The sequence below is a fragment of the Gluconobacter sp. ESL1110 genome (genome assembly GCF_058107395.1).
Genome location: NZ_JBYLUK010000001.1, coordinates 106,062 through 123,126, shown reverse-complemented (window position 1 = coordinate 123,126; position 17,065 = coordinate 106,062). Strand labels below are relative to the sequence as shown.

18 protein-coding genes and 3 tRNA genes are annotated in these 17,065 nt (G+C 55.9%); 11 read left to right on the top strand and 10 right to left on the bottom strand.

Going from position 1 to position 17,065, the window contains the following annotated elements; translation table 11 throughout:
- Positions 1 to 17 precede the first annotated feature (17 nt).
- Positions 18 to 635, bottom strand: a complete 618-nt coding sequence (locus AC3B6F_RS00590) for a thioredoxin fold domain-containing protein (RefSeq protein ID WP_489822999.1) — start codon at positions 633 to 635, stop codon at positions 18 to 20.
- Between AC3B6F_RS00590 and AC3B6F_RS00585 the strand changes: the two genes are divergently transcribed.
- A complete protein-coding gene (locus AC3B6F_RS00585; RefSeq protein ID WP_489822998.1) occupies positions 615 to 947 on the top strand; it encodes a hypothetical protein in 333 nt (110 codons plus the stop codon). The genes AC3B6F_RS00590 and AC3B6F_RS00585 overlap by 21 nt on opposite strands.
- On the opposite strand, the gene AC3B6F_RS00580 is transcribed toward AC3B6F_RS00585, so the two are convergent.
- Positions 942 to 1,379 carry a DUF423 domain-containing protein gene (locus tag AC3B6F_RS00580; protein ID WP_489822997.1) on the bottom strand — a complete coding sequence of 146 codons (438 nt, stop codon included), beginning with the start codon at positions 1,377 to 1,379 and terminating at the stop codon, positions 942 to 944. The two genes, AC3B6F_RS00585 and AC3B6F_RS00580, sit on opposite strands and share 6 nt — an antisense overlap.
- A 118-nt stretch (positions 1,380 to 1,497) precedes the next feature.
- Between AC3B6F_RS00580 and AC3B6F_RS00575 the strand changes: the two genes are divergently transcribed.
- The 3 genes from AC3B6F_RS00575 to AC3B6F_RS00565 all read left to right on the top strand — a co-directional run bounded on the left by AC3B6F_RS00575 (position 1,498) and on the right by AC3B6F_RS00565 (position 3,481).
- Positions 1,498 to 2,091 carry a DUF4142 domain-containing protein gene (locus AC3B6F_RS00575; RefSeq protein WP_211568597.1) on the top strand — a complete coding sequence of 198 codons (594 nt, stop codon included), beginning with the start codon at positions 1,498 to 1,500 and terminating at the stop codon, positions 2,089 to 2,091.
- Between the two features lie 15 nt (positions 2,092 to 2,106).
- The gene (locus tag AC3B6F_RS00570) at positions 2,107 to 2,667 is read left to right on the top strand and encodes a cob(I)yrinic acid a,c-diamide adenosyltransferase (protein WP_489822995.1); all 561 of its coding nucleotides are present in this window, start codon (positions 2,107 to 2,109) and stop codon (positions 2,665 to 2,667) included.
- A 235-nt stretch (positions 2,668 to 2,902) separates the two neighbouring features.
- A complete protein-coding gene (locus AC3B6F_RS00565) occupies positions 2,903 to 3,481 on the top strand; it encodes a hypothetical protein (protein WP_489822994.1) in 579 nt (192 codons plus the stop codon).
- 4 nt (positions 3,482 to 3,485) lie between these two features.
- On the opposite strand, the gene AC3B6F_RS00560 is transcribed toward AC3B6F_RS00565, so the two are convergent.
- From AC3B6F_RS00560 to AC3B6F_RS00550, 3 genes are all read right to left on the bottom strand, one after another.
- Positions 3,486 to 5,381 carry an OPT family oligopeptide transporter gene (locus AC3B6F_RS00560; protein ID WP_489822992.1) on the bottom strand — a complete coding sequence of 632 codons (1,896 nt, stop codon included), beginning with the start codon at positions 5,379 to 5,381 and terminating at the stop codon, positions 3,486 to 3,488.
- A gap of 72 nt (positions 5,382 to 5,453) precedes the next feature.
- Positions 5,454 to 7,085 (bottom strand): alginate export family protein, encoded by a 1,632-nt coding sequence (locus AC3B6F_RS00555; protein ID WP_489822991.1) that lies wholly within the window; start codon positions 7,083 to 7,085, stop codon positions 5,454 to 5,456.
- Between the two features lie 52 nt (positions 7,086 to 7,137).
- Entirely contained in the window at positions 7,138 to 7,728 is a 591-nt protein-coding gene (locus AC3B6F_RS00550) for a hypothetical protein (protein WP_034881451.1), read from the bottom strand.
- Between the two features lie 101 nt (positions 7,729 to 7,829).
- Here AC3B6F_RS00550 and ispH point away from each other — a divergent pair, with 101 nt between their 5' ends.
- The 4 genes from ispH to AC3B6F_RS00530 all read left to right on the top strand — a co-directional run bounded on the left by ispH (position 7,830) and on the right by AC3B6F_RS00530 (position 10,412).
- On the top strand, positions 7,830 to 8,831 hold the full coding sequence (gene ispH, locus AC3B6F_RS00545; protein WP_010503979.1) for a 4-hydroxy-3-methylbut-2-enyl diphosphate reductase: 1,002 nt from the start codon (positions 7,830 to 7,832) through the stop codon (positions 8,829 to 8,831).
- A 6-nt stretch (positions 8,832 to 8,837) separates the two neighbouring features.
- A complete protein-coding gene (locus AC3B6F_RS00540; RefSeq protein WP_211568603.1) occupies positions 8,838 to 9,788 on the top strand; it encodes a homoserine kinase in 951 nt (316 codons plus the stop codon).
- Positions 9,781 to 10,227 (top strand): ribonuclease HI, encoded by a 447-nt coding sequence (rnhA, locus tag AC3B6F_RS00535; RefSeq protein ID WP_010503976.1) that lies wholly within the window; start codon positions 9,781 to 9,783, stop codon positions 10,225 to 10,227. The genes AC3B6F_RS00540 and rnhA overlap by 8 nt, the downstream gene beginning before the upstream one ends.
- A gap of 109 nt (positions 10,228 to 10,336) precedes the next feature.
- A tRNA-Asn gene (locus AC3B6F_RS00530) sits at positions 10,337 to 10,412 on the top strand.
- Between the two features lie 121 nt (positions 10,413 to 10,533).
- Here the strand turns inward: AC3B6F_RS00530 and AC3B6F_RS00525 are convergent.
- Positions 10,534 to 11,760, bottom strand: a complete 1,227-nt coding sequence (locus AC3B6F_RS00525) for an MFS transporter (protein ID WP_489822989.1) — start codon at positions 11,758 to 11,760, stop codon at positions 10,534 to 10,536.
- A gap of 61 nt (positions 11,761 to 11,821) precedes the next feature.
- Between AC3B6F_RS00525 and gpt the strand changes: the two genes are divergently transcribed.
- From gpt to AC3B6F_RS00510, 3 genes are all read left to right on the top strand, one after another.
- Positions 11,822 to 12,337: a xanthine phosphoribosyltransferase gene (gene gpt / locus AC3B6F_RS00520; RefSeq protein WP_010503974.1), complete on the top strand. Its 516-nt coding sequence runs from the start codon at positions 11,822 to 11,824 to the stop codon at positions 12,335 to 12,337.
- A 50-nt stretch (positions 12,338 to 12,387) separates the two neighbouring features.
- Positions 12,388 to 12,464: transfer RNA gene (locus tag AC3B6F_RS00515), tRNA-Pro, on the top strand.
- A 19-nt stretch (positions 12,465 to 12,483) separates the two neighbouring features.
- Positions 12,484 to 12,560: transfer RNA gene (locus AC3B6F_RS00510), tRNA-Arg, on the top strand.
- A 331-nt stretch (positions 12,561 to 12,891) separates the two neighbouring features.
- Here the strand turns inward: AC3B6F_RS00510 and AC3B6F_RS00505 are convergent.
- From AC3B6F_RS00505 to AC3B6F_RS00490, 4 genes are all read right to left on the bottom strand, one after another.
- Positions 12,892 to 14,508, bottom strand: coding sequence for a dihydroxyacetone kinase subunit DhaK (locus AC3B6F_RS00505; RefSeq protein WP_489822988.1), 1,617 nt, complete (start codon positions 14,506 to 14,508; stop codon positions 12,892 to 12,894).
- 94 nt (positions 14,509 to 14,602) lie between these two features.
- On the bottom strand, positions 14,603 to 15,010 hold the full coding sequence (locus AC3B6F_RS00500) for an Ivy family c-type lysozyme inhibitor (RefSeq protein ID WP_489822987.1): 408 nt from the start codon (positions 15,008 to 15,010) through the stop codon (positions 14,603 to 14,605).
- 19 nt (positions 15,011 to 15,029) lie between these two features.
- A complete protein-coding gene (locus tag AC3B6F_RS00495; RefSeq protein ID WP_489822986.1) occupies positions 15,030 to 15,596 on the bottom strand; it encodes an isochorismatase family protein in 567 nt (188 codons plus the stop codon).
- A gap of 80 nt (positions 15,597 to 15,676) precedes the next feature.
- Positions 15,677 to 17,020 (bottom strand): hemolysin family protein, encoded by a 1,344-nt coding sequence (locus AC3B6F_RS00490; RefSeq protein WP_010503970.1) that lies wholly within the window; start codon positions 17,018 to 17,020, stop codon positions 15,677 to 15,679.
- Positions 17,021 to 17,065: the final 45 nt, after the last annotated feature.

The following is a 17,065-nucleotide window of genomic DNA, read 5'->3' as shown; positions in this document are numbered from 1 at the left end:
GGAGCCAGAAAGTGAAATTAGCCGCGGCTGTTCCATTCTGAAATCAGGTCCAGAACGGCCTGAGGGGACATGCTGCGGGCGTTGCCGAGTGCCTTCGACCCGTCTCCGTTCAGGGGCTTTCCGTCTGGCGTCACGATGATGACGGTCGGGACGGCCTTGATCGTCACGCCATATTTCTGGGCGAGCTCCAGATTGGTGTTGATGCGGCCAACATTGACCGGAACAATCACAAACTGGCTGTCGAGCCATGTTTTGGCATCAGGAAGTGCGAAAATGCCGGACAGCATCTTGCAGTCCGGGCACCAGTTTCCACCGAAATCAATGAGCACTTTGCGTCCGGTTTTCGCAGCGAGGGCAAAAGCATCCCTGACCTGCGCCTGGGCAACAGACGTGTCCGGATACGGTGCAGCGACGGGGGGAGCGGATGTTTCGCTCAGATGTGGCGCTGGCGTCGTTGCAGCATGGGCTGCAAGTGGAGTGGAGAGCGCCAGACCCAGTCCGGCTGCGGCGAGAAAGGAAGCGCGCATAAAAAAGGCTTTCATTGAAGGAAGAGACTGCATGACATAACGCAGTCTTGCAGAAAAACGATTAAAGCTGAATTCAACCTTGAGGTCATGTTCTTGATAAAATCCCAAGTGCCTTCTCAGTCCCCAAAGACTGTCCCGGAAGTCAGCGTTGCCGAAACGCTCCTGCGAACCGTTAGCCTGGTGGGGCTGACACTTGCATTCGCAGCGATATTCCGGTTCTGGCATCCGACGATCAAGCTGGTGCAGATGGTTGCGGCGACCCATGCGTGGCAATGGCTTTACACGCTATTTCGTGTCGACTCCGCGCTGGGCCGGGAGCAGATGATTCTGATCGGTATCATCGTTTTCTGCTTCTGCGCGGCGCTGATTGTTCAAATCGTCGTACTTGCGGTTATCAAAAGGATACGAAGCAGATCATAGAGTATCGGATGAGGCTTTACGCAGGCCCGAAGCGGCCGCCAGAAGCCACGAAATAATCAGCAGCGTGCCACCATAAGGTGCAATCCGCGCGACGGATAACGTGCCGATTTTCAGATCAAAAAGAGCGTATAACGTCACGGGCGTACAGAACAGAATTGTCCCTAGCGCCATGGTGAGACAGGCCAGCCGGACGAGACGGCGCCTCAGAAAAGGGGCGCCAAGCGTAAGAGCACAAAGCGAAATGGCGTGCCACATCAGGATTTCAACACCTGTATGGAGAACGCCTCTTCCATTCGGGGCGGCAAAGGCGGTGTCTGGCAAATGCGAGGCGAGCGTCCCGAGAACGAGACCAAGAGCGCCTCCCAGTGCACCTGAAACGAAGCAGAAGCGGAAGATGCCCGAAAGGGTAGGGAGGCGGGGATTTGCGGACATGCGTTGAATGTACCATGAAGTGTTCCGGAACATGAATGGACCGTTTTGAACGCGGGGCCATTCACCCGTAGCGGCCGGGGGCTTCTCCCGGTCTCACCGATGAAAGGACTGTCTCTTCATGAGAGCCACCGCACGTTTTGCTGCTTTTGCATCCCTGAGCCTGTTTGCCGGTCTTGCAGCCTGTAATGCACCGGATGCGCCGCCAGCTCCGGCTCTACCGTCTGCGGCTTCGACCTATACACTTTCCACGGCGGATGCGGCCTTCCTGCAGCAGGTTGATGCCATTGATCTGACGCAGATCAGCATCGCCAACCTTGCTGCGACGCACAGCAACAGCGATGTCGTGAAGGCTTTTGCGGCCACAGTTGTCAGCGACCATACGACGAACCGCAAGGCTGTTGCGAAGATCGCCACGGATTCCCATCTGACCGTCACGGACAAGCTGAACGCTGGCGATGAAGCGCATGTTGCGACGTTCGGTCATCTGTATGGCACATCTTTTGATCGTGTGTTCCTGAGCGAAATCAAAAGTGTTCAGACGCCTGCTCTGACAAGCGCTCTCACCACCGCTACGCAGTCGGGTGGGACGGCAGATATCAAGACCCTGGCCGGGGACACGACCAAAATGCTTCAGGATCATACGACTCGGGCAGGCGATCTGAGCGGTGCGAAGACCATCAAGGGTCATCACCATCACTTCGGCCGCCACTGAGGAAAGATTTCCGGAATGAGTATTCGGCTTGATCGTATCGTGACCCGGGGAGGAGATCAGGGGCAGACGTCCCTTGGGGATGGTTCGCGTGTCTCCAAGGATTGTGCCCGGATTGAGGCCATGGGGACGGTTGATGAACTGAATGCTCTTCTGGGGGTTCTTGAATATCACGTACGGATGGATGGAAATACTTCCAGTATTTCTTCTGATATTCGACAGATACAGTCCTGTTTATTTGATTTGGGGGCTGATCTCTGCATCCCCGATATAGGTCGCCTGCCTGCTTTGACGGAGAAAGCGGTTTTCTGGATTGAAACCTGTATTGAGCGTCTCAGGGTCGCGCAGCCTGAACTCCGTAGTTTTATTTTGCCGGGAGGCTCCCTGATTTCAGCCCATGCCCACTTGGCTCGTACAGTCACCCGCCGGGCGGAGCGCAGGTTGATCTCCCTCGAGCCGATGCCGGCGGAAGGGATACGGTTTCTGAACCGATTGTCAGACTATTTCTTTGTGCTTGCTCGCCATGCGAATGAGGACGGTGCCCAAGATGTGCTCTGGCAACCGGGTCAGTGGAAATAAAGAAATACGAATACAATTCTATTGTTTTGATGACACGCCTTGTCGGACCTGATAAAAGGCCATTGTCTGACAGAACGGGTCATTCATGAATTCCGTTAATGCCGACTTTCAATTTCCTTGCCAGGACACGTTTCGCTGATTGGCTCATGGGCTTTTCAGTCTCTCTGTTATTCAGGGAGGTCGTCCCTGTTGGGAAACACAGCATAAATTTCATTATTGGTTGAAAAAACAAAGAATGCAGGACGATCAGCAGGTTAGCGAAGACAAACTGCGAGAGGCGCTGGCTCGTCTAGGATCGGGGTCATCATCCCGCTCCCAGAAGCCTCGCCCGGTGACACCAACTACGGAACGCCGCCGTCGCTTCGTACGTGACGGACAGGTTGTTGTTGAACACCAGGCCAGCCGTGGCTTTAGTCAGCGGAACAATGGACCTGGTCAGGAAGAGCAGGAAGAAATCGAGCGTCTTCGTCAGTCAGTGAAGCGTGAACAGCGCCGCTGGGAAGAAGCCGAAAAGAGCCTCTCAGATATTCGGACGCAGCTTAAGGCGTTCGAGACACGTGAAGCCCATGCCAAAATTCAGATTACTGAACTGAACCGGAATCTCCGCGATCATCAGGAGCAGATCCAGTCCCTCAAGGCGCAGCTTCATCAGGCGCGGGAGCAGGCTGCTGAAGCTGCTCGCCGGACACCGCGTCCGGTAGGGCGTCCGCGTAAGGTTGTCGTTGAAGACAATGTTATGGTTGCCGAAGAACCGGCCCTGCCAGATGTTGAATCGAACGAGCCGGAGCCCGTTCAGTGGTGGGTGAAGGCCTGAATTCTCAGGTCGGGTGGCGGCTGATACGCCGCCCAAACCAGAACATAACTCCTAGAAACACGACCCATCCCAGGCCGGACCGAAGCATCGCCGGCAGGTGAAGGGACAGTGTTTCGGTGCTGCCCGTAGCGCCGGCAATGGCGGCCACGGCGACGCCGACCAGACTTTCCCCGACAATAAATCCTGAAGCCAGCATCGTTCCCTGATCTTTGGGGAAACGACGGAGCAGCCATCCCAGACCTGCGCCGATTGCAATCGTGACGGAAACATCTGCTGGCAGATAGATTCCCATGCCAACAGCCAGCGGCGGCAGAGACAGATTGCGACGCTTCAGGAGTATGTCTGCAACGACCAGAACGATACCGATGGCTGCACCGATTTCCAGCATCAGCCAGTCAAGATCGTGGGTCAGGATACCCTTGGCGATCGCGGCCATCAGAGCGGGCTGTGGCGCAGCCAAGGCGCGTGCTGGGTCCATTCCGTCGCGTGGCAGTGCGCCGACAAACCCGTACGCCTGATAAAGTGTCTGGAGTACCCACGGAATGACAACTGCACCGACAACGCAGCCGATCAACAGGGCAACTTCCTGTTTCCAGGGGGCGGCGCCTACAAGCTGGCCGGTTTTCAGATCCTGCAGATTGTCGTTGGACATTGCGGCGGACGCTGTAATCGCAGAAAGAACAAACAAGCCAAATGCGATGACCGTGGGGCGTTGATCAGGCGACAGAATACCACCGCTTTCCAGCCCCCAAAGGGCTACTGAAATAGCGATGATGGCGATAATTCCAACACCAGAAATCGGCGATGACGAAGAGCCGATGATCCCCGCCATGTATCCGCAGGCACTGGCCACCAGAAAGCCGAGACCGAAGCACGCAACAATGCCCAGAATGACGAGTGTGGCCATTGAGGCACCATGAGGCATAACGGGCCAGAGGAACTGGGTGAACAGCCCTGACAGGATCAGCGCGAGTACAAGGCTCAGAACAATCAGGGTGCGAGGAGCAAGATCGAGGTCCGCTTCGTCTTGTGATGCCCGGTGTTTGACTGAAAGAGCTTCTTTCAGCCCCTGAGCGACTGGTCCGGCGAGGGCAAGAAGGGTCCAGATTGCTGCAATGGCGATTGCTCCAGCACCCATGAAACGAACCTTGTGCAGCCATAGTGCTGTTGTTGCAGCTAGAGGGTCTGCCACCGGGTTCAGATGTCCCAGAACCGGAATCATGATCCCCCAAGCCAGGAAAACCCCGAGAAGCATGGCAATGCCGCCTGCAATGCCAACGAGGTAGCCGGTTCCGAGAAGAGCCAGAGAGAAGCTGATATCAAGACGGAAGGCCGAAGCGCCCCAGCTGGTGGCCGCTGAAACTCCATCTGACAGAAGGCGCAGGCCGGCAGTTGCAAAGGCGATCACTGCGGAAACAGCCGTACCCTTCGTAAGAGAGCGAAGGCTCTCTGCGTCCCCCTCTGGAGAAGAAGCCCGCAGGATTTCTGCGCAGGCCGTACCTTCCGGGTAAGGAAGATCAGAATTTCGGACCAGCGCACGACGCAGCGGAATGGTGAAGATGACTCCTGTCATACCACCGCCCAGCGTCAGCAGCAGGGACACGAAATAGGGGAACTCGTGCCAGTATCCCACCATGATCAGGCCAGGAAGGGCTGCAAAGATGCAGGAGAGGCTTCCTGCCGCTGAGGCCTGGGTCTGGACCATGTTGTTTTCGAGCATCGTGCCGCCGCCCATGAGGCGAAGCACAGCCATTGAAATAATGGTGGCCGGAATGGATGAGCCGAAAGTCAGACCGATCTTCAGGCCCAGATAAACATTGGCGGCCGTAAAGACGACTGTAATGAGCGCACCCAGTATGATGCCCCTCAAGGTCAGTTCGCGGCTGTCCATATATTTCATGATGGGGCAATCCTGTGATGTCGCGTGAGTATGGGGGCATTACGCTGCAGGGCGCGGCTCTGCAACCATTCTTCAGAAGGCAAATGAGAGACTGGACTGATAATACAGCCCGCTTTTGGCTCCAGCGTTTTTCAGATCATGCGAAGCGGCAAACCAGGCGACAACGTGAGTCCAGTTCCAATGGCGGTTTACAGCCCATGTCAGCAGGCCATTCGGCGCAACGCCTACAAAGTGACTGTGGAACTTCGGAAAATTATAGGCAGACGTAATAGAATAGACCGAAGCCTGTGTGGTTTGCCGCCACAGGATGGGGGTTTTGACGCGTAACGAGACCTTTCCATAAGAGCCGACGAGGATCGGAGACAGATTGATCAGGTTCGCTGCCCCAATGTAGCCGGTATAATCCAGATAGGGGTTTTGGGGAGCGAAGGGCGCGCTGTAAGTCCCCACTGTCCCCGCACGATGACGTTCGTTACCGCCTGAATAGACGTCTGTTTGCACACCAAAGAAGGGTTTGAACAGCAGGTCGGACCGCCTGTATCCCACCGTTGTATTGACGGAATATGCAGAGACCTGCCTGCGTGCTGTTGTGCCGTAGGGCGTAAAATTACCCTGCTGCCACAGGGCCCCTAGAGCATATTCCAGTTGTTGTGCTGTCCCGTACCAGCGGAAGCCTAGATTGTTGCGATTGGTTGCACCAGTGACGGATTTGATAGCGATTGAACTCAAGACCGGAACCGATCCCGTCTTTCCACCTAAGTGAAAGCCAATCCAGAACAGATCCAGATAAGACTGGATCCGTTGATGGCCCAAATGGAAGGCTGGTACATCAGCTGTGGCGTTGAAGCCATAAAGCCGCGTGTTCCAGTCCTGTGTGTCATGGAACATGGCCCGGGGAGTAATATTCGTCGCTACGAAGTCATACAGATCAAACCGGATATGCGGCAGAATTGCGTAAGCACGCGGGCCGTTCCAGGTAATCTGGATATTGGGGGGCTCGCGATCATACAGAACGTAGGACGGCGCATCGAGAAATTGCTGACGCCCAAACATCAGTCCCGTTTTGGCCGTGCCAATGGTCTGTTTGTATTCAATGAACGCCTGATGCATATCCAGTCGTTTTCGGTAGGTGCTGCCATAGCCGTAGCCCTTCCAGCCGGCCGCGGTCCCATTCACAAGCTGCCCGAAAATGCGCCAGTGTTCTCCAAGATGCAGATCGGCTCCGAACATGTTCCGGGTGACGAAGCGTCCAGAACCAGAGTGTGGGTTTGTCCCGAGCATCGGATAGTCGTTGTACCAGTTACGCAGGCGGGTACGTTCTGAGAGAGAAAGCCAGATGGTGCGCTGATTGTTCAGGGCAATGAACTTCAAAGGGTCGAACAAATCGTTCCGATGACTCTGATCGCGCAGATAAGACCAGTCTTCTGCCCAGGGTGCCACGCCGTAACGGCCAACAGGACCGAAGCCCGCGCCTTCGCCGTTGCCGCGATTGAACCCACCCCAGTGCGGCTGCCGTCCGATTGGAGCAAGATTCTGACGTGTGGTCAGGCGTCTAGGCTGTTCCAGAAAGCCCGCATGAGGGAAGTTCTGGATTTCTGGACGCTCTGCGTGATGAACCTTGATCTGTTCTTCTTTCGATGCCGAAACGTCAAGGGGCGCGGAAAAGGCTGAAGACCCGAAGCCTGTCAGACAGGCCAGGGTCATTTTCAGCGTGATACGGGTTTTGACGACGGGTGAAAGGGGAAAAGAAAGGCCGTTACTGTGTCCGGCCACGGAATTTTACGACAGGAAGATGGGCGCGGTTATAGTCCAGTTCATCGTGTGTGAGCTGATAGCCAATTTCCAGCGTGTAAGGGTTGTCCTGCAGATTTTTGGAAGCCGGAAGATCAATCAGGCGTAGCTCTGTACGAACGGGCTGGGCACTCACATTCGGCTCGAGTTTGAACGTGTCCGTGAAGACTTTTTTATCTACGATCTTTCCATCTCGCATGATGACGATGAAATAGGGAACATCAATGCTGCTGCTCTCGGAAGCCGGGCCGCGGGTCAGGTTCATTGCGAGGCTGATGCGCGTCCGCACCATTTCCTGATCCTTCGGGCCTTTGGGGCCACGCTGGCAGTCTCCGGCAATGGATGTCAGCTGGGCATGGCTGACCAGGCTGCCAACGTCCAGTCCGCGACCGTCATAAACGAACCGGTCAGATGCGGCGCTCGGAATCTCCGTGGCAGGGCAGGCCGGAGCGAACATGCCCGGATTGGATTCGTCGCACCCTGCCAGTGTCGAAAGGGCGAGAACGGCAAAAGCCGGGACAAACAGGGACGTGGCAAGGCGCCGGAAGGCTGGCATCTGCTGTAGAAACTCCCACAAAGCGGCCCGGACGTTGCGACATGCCTCAATCCGGTCGATAATAGTCCTACATATCGAACTCCGCCCGCTTGGGGAACACCATGCCAGAACAGACAACTCTTGCACCAGAACGTGCTGCACACCAGAAGACGCTCCGGGTCCTGCTCGCCGGCCCCCGTGGTTTCTGCGCCGGTGTGGATCGTGCGATCCGCGTCGTTGAAGAAGCCCTGCGTCGTTATGGCGCGCCAGTGTATGTGCGTCATGAAATCGTTCATAATCGCACCGTGGTCGAGGGGCTGGAAGCCAAGGGCGCCATTTTCGTTGAGGAACTCGACGAGGTGCCAGCCGACGGGCACGTCGTTTTCTCGGCTCATGGTGTGCCGAAATCCGTGCCGGCTGAAGCGCAGCGCCGCAACCTGCTTTATCTGGATGCAACCTGCCCGCTGGTGTCCAAAGTTCATCGTGAGGCAGAACGTCACTTTGCGGGTGGTGGTCCGGAGCAGCTTCATATCCTGATGATCGGTCATGCCGGCCATCCGGAAGTGGTCGGCACGATGGGTCAGCTCCCTCCTGGCGCCGTGACGCTCATCAACGATGCAGAAGAAGCCCGTACGATCCAGCCGGAAGACCCGGCAAAGCTGGCGTTCATCACCCAGACGACGCTGTCCGTCGATGATACGGCTGAAATCGTCGATATTCTACGCTCGCGTTTCCCGCTGATCGAAGGGCCGAAGCGCGAAGACATCTGCTACGCCACGACCAATCGTCAGGAAGCTGTGAAGGCCATCGCGCCTGAGAGCGATCTGGTCATCGTCATCGGGTCGCCAAACTCTTCCAACTCGCAGCGTCTCCGGGAAGTGGCGGAGCGTTCGGGTGCGCGCCGGGCGCTGCTGGTACCGAAGCTGGCAGACCTTGACTGGTCCGCTCTGGAAGGTGTGGAGACGCTGGGCATCAGTGCTGGTGCGTCTGCTCCCGAAAGTCTGGTGCAGGAAATGGTGACGGCGCTTGCGGCAAAGTACACGCTGAAGATCGAAGAGCGGATCGTGAAGGAAGAGAACATCAACTTCCGTCTGCCGGGCCCGCTTGCTGGTGAGGACAACTGAGATTTCATGGCCGTCTATACGGAACTGGCGGCCGAGACGCTTGAAGCGTTCCTTGGCACATATGACATCGGCACCCTGATCTCGTTTCAGGGAATCGCTGAAGGCGTCGAAAACAGCAACTTCCTGCTCCAGACGACGAGCGGGAAGTTCATCCTCACGCTGTTCGAAAAACGCGTGGAAGCCTCGGATCTTCCATGGTTTCTGGGGCTGATGCAGCATCTGTCAGGGAAGGGGATGAACTGTCCTCTTCCTGTTGTGGGGCGTGACGGGAATGCTCTGCGGAGTCTTGCGGACCGTCCTGCTGCCATCACGACCTTCCTCCCGGGACGTGCCATCCCGGAGATCACGGCAGAATCCTGCAGACAGCTTGGTCAGGTTCTGGCTACGTTTCATGAAAAAGGGCGGGACTACACGGCAGAGCGCCCGAATGGGCTTTCTGTGCAAGCGTGGAGACCTCTTCTTGAAAGCTGTCAGGGGGCAGGGGATGATCTGCTTCCCGGACTGACACAGGAATTGGTCCAGGCTCTGGACCGGATCGAAAAGGCGTGGCCCGCAGAAGGGACGCTCCCCCGCGGGCAGATTCATGCGGATCTGTTCCCTGATAATGTGTTCTTTCAGGAGGGCAGAATTTCCGGGCTGATTGATTTTTATTTCGCCTGCACGGACCTCTTTGCCTACGATCTGGCAATCTGTCTGAACGCCTGGTGTTTCCGGGACGAAAAGGTTTTCGAGCCGTCTTTCGCTCAGGCCATGATTGAGGGCTATGAGACGGTCCGTTCTCTCGAAGCTGCGGAAAAAGCTGCTCTGCCCATTCTTTGTCAGGGCGCTTCGATCCGCTTTTTGCTGACGCGGCTCTATGACTGGATCAATACGCCCGCTGATGCGCTGGTAACCCGCAAGGACCCCCTCGCTTATCTTGGACGTCTTCGGCATTTCGCAGGGCAAGCTGATGTCTGAGACGGAAAGCCTGCTGGTTGAAATCTGGACGGATGGTGGCTGTAAGCCCAATCCCGGTCCGGGAGGGTGGGGCGTTCTTCTGTGCTGCAAAGGCAAGGAGAAGGAAATGTGGGGCGGTCATCCGGAAACGACCAATAACCGGATGGAACTGACCGCCGCCGCTGAGGCTCTGGAAGCGCTCAAGCGTCCCTGTCAGGTCAAACTCCACACAGATAGCGAATACCTGAAGAATGGCATTACCCGTTGGCATACGGGATGGGTTCGTCGGAACTGGCGTAATGCGGCCGGAGATCCGGTGGCCAACATGGATCTGTGGCAGCGCATTCTGGACGCAGCCAAACCGCATGAGATCGAATGGCTCTGGGTTCGGGGCCATTCCGGCGACGTGAACAACGAACGGGTGGATGTTCTGGCCACGCGGGGGCGGGAAGAGCTCTGAATAAAGTCATGTTTTCTGCATCTTACTGAGGAAAGTTCAGAAAAATGCAGAAAGTTGAAAAAAGGGGCTTTACCGACCCCGTCGGTTGGACTACATACCTCCTCACCGGTCCCGAATAGCTCAGTTGGTAGAGCAAGCGACTGTTAATCGCTGGGTCGTAGGTTCGAGTCCTACTTCGGGAGCCACTTTTCTTCTTGAAAAACTGGCCACGGTACAAAGAAAAAGCCCCTCACGGGGCTTTTTTCATTTGTGCTGTATTTGTCGTTGACCACCAGTCCTTTCGGATGCTGGTGGCCTGCACGGCGTTCAGAGAATTTCTGGCCTTACATCCTCAAGGCGGTCCAGAGACCATAATTTCGGAAAAAGACGGATCCAGACAAGGGCGACCAGAATGGTGCCTACGCCGCCTGCAATGACCGCAGCTTCCGGTCCAATGGCCGCGCCTAGTGTGCCGCTCTCAAATTCTCCTAATTGATTGCTGGAGCCGATAAACAGGGAGTTTACGGCTGAAACGCGCCCTCGCATGGAATCGGGGGTGGCAAGCTGGATCAGAGATGACCGGATGACGACGCTGATCACGTCTGCGGCGCCCAGAATCATGAGCGCAAGAACGGAAATCCATGTGATGTGAGAAGCGCCGAAAACAATGGTCGCGACACCGAAGACGACAACTGAAATGAACATGGTCACGCCTGCGCGCCTGCCCAGAGGATGTCTGGACAGCCAGACAGATGTGACCAGCGCGCCTATGGCAGGAGCAGCGCGGAGGAAGCCGAGACCAATCGGCCCAACATGCAGGATGCTATCCGCGTAGACCGGCAAAAGTGCGGTGGCTCCCCCAAGAAGAACCGCAAAAAGATCCAGAGAGATAGCTCCGAGAAGATCCCGGCGTCTGTTCAGAAAGCCAAGCCCCGCAAAAACGGAGGCAAATGTTACAGGTTCTTTTGCCGGAACCGTATGGTGAAGGCGCAGAGCCAGCGTCCCGGAAAAGGCGAGTGCGAATCCAAGGGTGGCAAGGCTGTAGCAGGTTACGGCACCCAGCCCGTACAGCAGGCCACCCAGACTTGGTCCGACAATGGATGCGGTCATGAACAGGGACGATAGAAGCGCTTGAGCACGTGGAAGCAATTCAGGCGGTGCGATGGCCGGCAGAAAGGCCTGCTGGCAGGGCATCTCAAAGCTGCGAAGCGTGCCATAAAAAGCTGCGAACGTATAAACGAGGGCAGGTGTCAAAATCTGCATTGCTGCCGCTGCTGCGAGAGCGCCAGTACTGAGAATCTCCAAAATCTGACAGGTCAGAACAATGTTCCGGCGATTGAACCGGTCTGCCACATGCCCAGAAATGAATGTCAGCGGCACCATGGGCAGGAACTGCGCCAATCCCAGATAGCCAAGCGACGCTACACTGTGAGTCAGGGCATAGATCTGCCAGCCTATGGCGATGGTCATGGTGGTGGCGGAGAGCTGCGAACAGATTCGGCTTATAATCAGGGGGCGAAGGCCGGGAAGGGCCCGCAATGCTGGGTCAATCATCCTGCCACCTTAGGCATTTCCGCTCCTCAAGTTTATTGCAAAATTCCGAGACGGAAGGCAGATGAAGAACATGACTGCCACACAGACACCCAAACCCATAACGTATGCGACCGTCACCTGGGACCAACTCCACCGTGACGCCCGTACCCTCGCCACAACGCTCATGGAAAAGCACGGACCGTTTCGCGGTATCGTTGCGATCACGCGTGGCGGCCTCATTCCTGCCGCCATTCTGGGCCGCGAGATGGGCTGTCGCCTGATCGAAAGCGTTTCTGTCATCAGCTATGCTGGTGAAGAAGGCACCCAGCATGAGCCAAAGGTCGTGAAAGCTCCGACCGCCGCAGGTGATGGGGAAGGCTTCCTGATCGTCGATGATCTGGTCGATTCCGGCGTTACGGCGAAGTACGTTCGTGAAATGCTGCCCAAGGCTGTTTTCGCGTGCCTCTATGCAAAACCCGACGGCAAACCGCACACCGATCACTACGTGACGGAAGTCGCACAGGACACATGGGTGCTGTTTCCGTGGGATACGGCACCGCTTTTCGTGCCGCCGCTCGTAAGAAATGAAAAAGAGTGAAAAAACCCTATTGCTTCTGAAACTTACTGCCCCTATGTTCCGCTTCGGTTCGGGGCGTGGCGCAGCCTGGTAGCGCGCCTGTTTTGGGTACAGGAGGCCCCCGGTTCGAGTCCGGGCGCCCCGACCAGTTTCAAGATTTCTCTACTGCGCCCTTAGCTCAGTTGGATAGAGCAACAGCCTTCTAAGCTGTGGGTCGCTGGTTCGAATCCAGCAGGGCGCGCCACCCAGCGCGCCTGTCCCCCTTCTTTTAAATATTTCAGAATAGGGGCAGAGGAAACGCTAAACACCGTTTCCTAAGAGTTTCCTTTAGCTGCGACAATTTTTCGTAAAGCCGCAGCTTCGAAACTACTTTTTCTCACAATCTACAATTTTAATCTGAGCGTACCGAATCGATAAGGTTGCTGGTCAGCTTAGCGACACGCCGATTCTTTTTGGCGTTAATGCAGCCTCAAATATCCGGATACTCTCTGGCGGCCAGATCTTCACCATACCGTTTCAAAACAAAGCTCTCATGCTGCGGCTCTGTTTTGAAACACTTCACGGCTGCGATTCTCTCAAGTGAGTGTTGCAAGGCCTTCCAAGAGGCGTGCTATGGCTTCGGCGCCCGGATCCGGAATGTCTTTTAACTGCGCTTGCGGCACATACGCTGCGCGACCGGCTCGAGCAGGCATCGAACGTGTCGAATCTGCGCCTTTCCGAGCAGCAATTGCCGCATCATGCAGGGGGCCTGTCTGGAGTGCTGCTATGGCGGGGAAGAGGGCATCCAGCATGGTCCGATCGCCGGGCGAGGCTCCTCCATAGCTCTGCATGCGCTGCAAGCCGGCTTCCAACCCGGATACCCAGTTGTCCTGCTGTCCGGCTGTCGAGAACATGATCGAAAGCAGAACACCGCTCGAACCTCCTGCATTTCTGGCCAGAAGTCGCCCGATTGTCGCACAGAGCTTCTGTGGAGACGCGAGGGGGAGCCGCTCAATATCCTTCACGATCACACGCCCAGCTTCCGCAAAAGTTGACCCGGCGTCTCCGTCACCAATCAGGGCATCCAGTGCGTTGAGATCCTTCTCGTTGGCGATAAGGATTTTCGCCCCTTCCCGGATAAGCTTTTCGAGCAGGTTATGAGGCGATGCTTCAAACGCAAATGTCTCCGGCAACGTCGGCGTGGGTTTTGTCTGAACATTCTTAAAGGCGGCAATCCCTGGCCACGCCCACGGCTCTACGGGAGCGGACAGGGCATCAATGAAAGCATCTTTTGCAGGAATGGCGGACAAGGAAAATCCGTACATATCCAGAGACGTCATTAACGGGGCCGGCCCGATGATAAATGCGGTACGTTCGGCCAGAGATGTCCGGGCCAGAGCGTCCACAATGGCCTGTGCTTCCAGAACGGGTACGGCTCCCAGCATATTCACCATGACGGCCTGTTTTTCATCCGTCAGATGGTTGATCAGTGTGTCTGCGGCCCGAGCCACCAAAGCATCCAGTTTCTCTACAGCGATACGCTCCGCTCCCGGCTCTCCGTGAATACCAAGGCCCAGTTCGGCTTCATGGTCGTCAAGCCGCGTTTCATGTTGCGGGTCGTAGACATTCACATCCGTCAGAGCCAGACCAATGGAGGCCGTAGACTTGATGGCGTTTAGAGCCGCCTGTTTGACGTCTGCCAGACTGGCGCCCGACTCTGCTGCATATCCTGCGATTTTCTGAACAAGCACTGTTCCGGCAATGCCACGGGCATTGGTTCCCTGACCAAGCGCAATGTCATCTGCCACAATGACCAGTTCAACATGTTTTCCCAAGGCCCGGGCCTGTTCTGCTGCCAGCCCGAAATTCAGACGGTCGCCAGTGTAATTCTTGACGATCAGAAGGCAGCCAGCTTCACCGGTTACTTCCAGAATTGCGGCGAGAATGGCATCGACATTCGGGGAGGCAAAAAGAGCGCCACATACAGCGGCTGTCAGCATGCCTTGGCCGACAAACCCGGCATGGGCTGGCTCGTGTCCGGAACCGCCACCCGAAACGATAGCAACTTTTGCTTTGTCCCAGTCGCGCCTTAGAACAACATGGATATTCTCATGTCCTGATAGGCGGCAGAGATGGCGCCCAGCAGAGGATCTCAGAAGTCCGTCAATGCCTTCAGTAACAAGAGTATCGCGGTGATTGTAAAAGCGCTTCATCGTATTCTGGATCCTCTACGGATTGATACCGAAGAGAACACCTCAACCTGACGAATGGACCAATCACCTTCCCGCGACCCTTGGTGGGCGATAATCAGTCTGGCGGATTATTTTTGTTATAGGCGTCTCTCAGAGCTTTCTCGATTTCAGGAGATGGTGATCCAAGAATGGTCTGTTTCAGGGCATTGTTTGCCTTGATGGAGAGAAGCCCCCAGGAGCCTGAGTGGTCAGTGGCCAGAACCAGTTCCAACTGTTGAGCGGCACAGTCATGGGGTTTGCACATGTGACCGAGTGCATATTTTTTCCCATTTTGCGTAAAGTATTCTACCGGTGTGGACGTGCCTTTACCGGAAACAACCCAGGCCGGAAGCGTAATCATAGCTTTATAAGCTTCTTTGAATCCTGATGTCTCCAACAGATCCTGCGTCGTAGGAGGCGCGGCTGTCGCAGTGCCACAGAGCAGGGAAGAGGCGAGCGTCAAAATTGTAAGGCGCTGTTTCATAAAGCGTCCTTCTTTCGGATCAGATGTTTTTTATCAGACCGACACCCTGTGTTTGCAGGTCATGAAGGAGTGGAGCCTGATCGCTCGTAATTCCTCGGCACGCCTCAAGAGCAATGTCGGTCCTGAAGCCACAGCGCATGGCGTCCCGGGTGGTTGCAGCAACACAGAAATCGAGTGCCAGTCCGCAGACAACAACGTGTGAGACCTTTAGTCCGTGGAGCAAATGGTCCAATCCGGTGGACGTCTCATGATCATTGTCAAAGAAAGCGGAGTAGCTGTCGCGATCCTGAGCCATGCCTTTATGAATAATATGACTTACCGGGCGCAGGTGCAGGGCTGATGGAAAATCAGCACCCGTCGAAGCTGCAATGCAGTGGACCGGCCAGGGACCGTCCTGTGTAGTGAAGGAACAATGATCCGCCGGGTGCCAATCCTGCGTTGCAATAACAGCAGCAAATCCCATTCCAGAGAGGATATTAACGGGGGCGATGACCTCATTTCCGTCCGGAACAGCAAGAGCGCCGCCCGGCAGGAAATCATTTTGGACGTCCACAATAATCAGTGCGGACTGCTGAAAATCTGGCACGGAGCGGTCTTTCGGGGCTGAGTGAGAACACAATGCTGGTGATCTTAATCAGTCCCGGGCCACCTAAGAAAGGCAGCTTTTCAGAGACGGGTGACGAGAAGCTGGTTGATACGGAAGCCCTCAACGTCCACGACTTCAAAACGAAAGCCAGACGACTCAACGCTGTCAGCTTTTCGGGCCATGCGGCGAAGTCTGTTCATCACGAAACCGCCGACCGTATCGAAGTTCTGCGCATCGTCGAACAGTGGAATATCCAGTTCCCGGATAACATCCCCAATGGGCGCTGCGCCGTCGATAAGCCAGGAATTTGCATCTCGCCGAACAATAGCCTGTTCTTCAAACGGGCTGACCAATCCATCCATCAAAGCACCCATGATGTCTTTGTAGGTAATCAGACCGACGACCAGGCCATATTCATTCACAATCAATGCAAAGCCTGCGGAGTGGGCATCGAATTGAGCCAGTGTTTCCCAGAGATTCAGGGTATCAGGCAGGGAAAGAACATCCCGGCGCATTTTGAAAATCTGGCTGGCAACCGGTGTCAGACTTTCTTTTGGCTGCGGCTCGTCAACGACGGCGACCAGCACGTCTTCTGCGCGAATGGACCCAATGACGCGATCCAGACCGCCATCGCACAGCGGGTATCGGGAGTAGGGACGGACACGAACCTTGTCCCGCTGGCTTTCGGGTGTTTCCTGAACGTCCAGAAACACGATTTCATCACGCGGTGTCATGGCCGACGTAACGGAACGATCCTGCAGGCCCAGAACATTCTGGATCATCTGATGTTCCTGCTCCAGCAGGATACCCGAAGCCGTACCGGCTGCGAGAATGGCGCGAAGATCTTCGGGCGTGACAGGTTCGACCGTTGCGGCTGCCGGGATTTTCATGACGCGTAGGAGGACATCCGAAATGCGTGAAAAAACCCAGACCGCAGGATAAAGCACCTTGAGGGCGAGGGCCGGGAACCAGCCGACCTTGAGCGCGATCCGATCCGGCGCATTCATGGCAATCCGCTTGGGAAGCAGATCGGCAAACAGAACGAACAGGCCGGTAATCAGGATGAAGGAGCAGGTAGAACCTGTATTCGAGGCCAGAACAGGCGAGAAGCCGATCCACTCGAGACCTGCCGCTATTGGCTCACTCAGCATTGATTCGCTGATGATGCCACCAAGAACGCCAACAGCGTTCAGGCAGATCTGCAGGACGGTAATGACCTGTCCGCTATTGCGCCGCAACTTGAGGAAAGCGACAGCCCGAGGGTCGCCAGCTTCTGCTTTTGAGCGAAGTCGGACGTCCCGGGCAGCGGCAAAGGAGATCTCGGAGAGGGAGATCAATACGGAGACCGCGATCAGAACGATGGTCGCGACGAGCCCCAGCAGGAGAAGAATAATCATGTGCTGGGTAGGAGATGATACTGACATGCGGGCCACATCATACCCCGAAGAACAGAAACAATGCCAATTATC